We start from the raw sequence: 2,582 nt of genomic DNA, 5'->3' as shown, positions 1-2,582 counted from the left end.
CCGGCGTGATGCGTCATGCGGATGCGGGCTACCAGATCGCGATTGATTGCGCCAAGGAGCAGGGTTTGAACCTGCCGATGGTCAAGTAAACCAGGCAGGCAGTTGCACCCTTTGCATCATGGACGTCGGGCAGGTTGAGACGGATTTCAAGGTTCCGGTGCTTTATGTGTTTTCGGTAGGAGTGACTTGATGAGTCTCATGCAGATGCTCAGTTTTGGCGACACGGGTTGGGGGATGGCCTTGCTCAAGGCCGCCCTCATGACCGTGTTGTTGACCCTTGCGGCGCTGGTGGTCGGTGCGCTGGTCGGCAGCCTGGTGGCCATGGCCAAGCTTTCCAAAAAGCGTGCCTTGCGATACCTGGGGGATGCCTATTCCATCCTGTTCCGGGGGATTCCGGAGCTGTTGGTGATCTACCTGTTCTATTTCGGCGGTGCCAGTGTGGTGACGGCCGTCAATCACTGGTTTGGCGGTGAAGGCTATGTCGATGTCCCGCCGTTCATGGTGGGGGCCATCGCCGTCGGATTGATCTCGGCGTCGTATCAGGCTGAGGTCTATCGCGGTGCCTTTATCGCGGTGGCCAAGGGTGAGCTTGAGGCAGCACTGGCGATCGGCATGAACCGCGCAACGCGGATTCGCCGGGTGCTGATCCCGCAGATCTGGCGGTACGCGCTGCCGGGCCTGGGCAACGTCTGGCAAATGAGCCTGAAAGACTCCGCGCTGATTTCGGTGATTGGCCTGGTGGAACTGATGCGCGCCAGCCAGGTGGCGGCGGGTTCCACGCGCCAGTACTTCACGTTCTACATCGTCGGCGGCGTGTGCTACCTGATTCTGACCGGGCTTTCGGGCCGTCTTTTCAATATTGCCGAAGCGCGCGTACAGCGTACGCAGCGGCGCAATCCTGCACAGTCGTGAGAAGGGACCGTTTGCCATGATCGATTTCGCCTTTCTTGCCGACACCATGCTCAAGTTGCTGGGTGCCTTGCCCATCACCCTGGCCTTGTTTTTTTCGTCCCTGACCCTGGGGTTGCTGCTGTCGCTGGGCGTGGTGTCCATGCGCGTCAGCCGCTGGCCATTCCTCAGCTACCCGGCGCGTTTCTACATCATGCTGTTTCGCGGCACGCCGCTGATGATCCAGATGTTCCTGATCTATTACGGCCTGGGGCAGTTCCCGGCGATTCGCGACAGCTTCCTGTGGGTGGTGTTGAGGTCGCCTTATGGCTGCGCCGTGGTCTCCCTGGCGCTGTGCACCGCCGGTTACACCGCTGAAATCATTCGCGGTGGCCTGCTGAGCGTGCCTCAAGGGCAGATCGAAGCGGGGCAGGCGGTAGGCATGGGGCGTTGGACCCTGCTGTGGCGAGTGATCGGCCCGGTCACCTTGCGCCAGGCGCTTCCGGCCTATTCCACCGAGGCCATTTTGCTGGTCAAGTCCACCGCGCTGGCCAGCCTGGTCACCGTGTGGGACGTCACCGGCGTGGCGCAACAAATCATCCAGCGTACCTACCGCACCATGGAAGTGTTCATTTGTGCGGCGTTGATCTACCTGATCCTGAATTTCCTGGTGGTGCGTGTGGTGGCCTGGATTGAACATCGTCTGTCGCCCCATCTGCGTGAGCGGCCGAAAGACCTGCCGGTCAAGCAAACCCCCGAACCTATTTCTCATTCCTGATTGCAGCGGAGCTTGTCATGAGTACTCAGATTCAGAGCGCCCTTACGGTTAACAACATTCACAAGGCTTTCGGTTCGGCACAGGTTCTCAAGGGGATTTCGCTGGAGGCTCACAAAGGTGACGTGATTTCCATCCTCGGTGCCAGCGGTTCGGGCAAGAGCACTTTCCTGCGTTGTATCAACCTGCTGGAAACCCCGGACGAGGGCAGTATTGTGCTCGACGGCGAAACCATCGAGCTCAAGCGCCAGCGCAACGGTCGGTTGTTGCCTGGCAGCACGCGGCAGGTGGAGACCATGCGCAGCAAGCTGGGCATGGTGTTCCAGAGTTTTAACCTGTGGTCGCATATGACGGTTTTGCAAAATGTCATCGAGGGGCCGATGCGGGTGCTCAAGCGTTCGAAGGCCGAGTGTGTGGAGGAAGCTGAGCAACTGCTGCACAAGGTGGGGCTTTATGATCGCCGTGATTATTACCCGGCGCATTTGTCGGGTGGGCAGCAGCAGCGGGTGGCGATTGCCCGGGCGTTGGCGATGAACCCGCAAGTAATGTTGTTTGATGAGCCGACGTCGGCGCTGGACCCGGAGTTGGTGGGGGAGGTGTTGCGGGTGATGCGGTCGCTGGCCGAGGAAGGGCGGACCATGTTGGTGGTGACCCATGAGATGGGGTTTGCGCGGCATGTGTCCAATCGGGTGGTGTTTATGGCCAATGGGTTGATTGATGCCCAGGGCACCCCGGCGGAGTTGTTTGAGGGGTTGCCGACGGAGCGGTTTCGGCAGTTTGTATCGAGTCATACGCAGCGTAGTGCGGAGTAGTGGTTGGGTGTTGGTTGGGTTTGGGTATATATCCGTTGCTGCGGTAACGGCCGCTTATGGTTTCGCTCTTACAGCGAGTCACTTTGCAAAAGCGGCAAAGTAACCAA

General features: G+C 59.5%; 4 protein-coding genes. All 4 read left to right on the top strand.

Translation table 11 applies throughout. The features are described from left to right. Nucleotides 1-89: hypothetical protein (locus ACW9I6_RS31990; RefSeq protein WP_457340228.1), on the top strand; the 89-nt coding region annotated here is incomplete at its 5' end. A gap of 100 nt (nt 90-189) precedes the next feature. Next, the gene (locus tag ACW9I6_RS31985; RefSeq protein WP_003220032.1) at nt 190-912 is read left to right on the top strand and encodes an ABC transporter permease; all 723 of its coding nucleotides are present in this window, start codon (nt 190-192) and stop codon (nt 910-912) included. Between the two features lie 16 nt (nt 913-928). Then, a complete protein-coding gene (locus ACW9I6_RS31980) occupies nt 929-1,666 on the top strand; it encodes an ABC transporter permease (RefSeq protein WP_102369535.1) in 738 nt (245 codons plus the stop codon). A gap of 17 nt (nt 1,667-1,683) precedes the next feature. Next, nucleotides 1,684-2,475 carry an ABC transporter ATP-binding protein gene (locus ACW9I6_RS31975; RefSeq protein ID WP_003220035.1) on the top strand — a complete coding sequence of 264 codons (792 nt, stop codon included), beginning with the start codon at nt 1,684-1,686 and terminating at the stop codon, nt 2,473-2,475. Nucleotides 2,476-2,582 lie beyond the last annotated feature (107 nt).

It is taken from the genome of Pseudomonas sp. SDO5522_S412 (assembly GCF_054071215.1).
Note: the sequence above shows the minus strand (reverse complement) of the source record. Positions and strands in the feature narration are given on the sequence as shown.

Bases quoted from the DNA above. Each gene is read 5' to 3' on its own strand.
- ACW9I6_RS31985 (WP_003220032.1), top strand. From the start codon at position 190: ATGAGTCTCATGCAGATGCTCAGTTTTGGCGACACGGGTTGGGGGATG.
- ACW9I6_RS31980 (WP_102369535.1), top strand. From the start codon at position 929: ATGATCGATTTCGCCTTTCTTGCCGACACCATGCTCAAGTTGCTGGGT.
- ACW9I6_RS31975 (WP_003220035.1), top strand. From the start codon at position 1,684: ATGAGTACTCAGATTCAGAGCGCCCTTACGGTTAACAACATTCACAAG.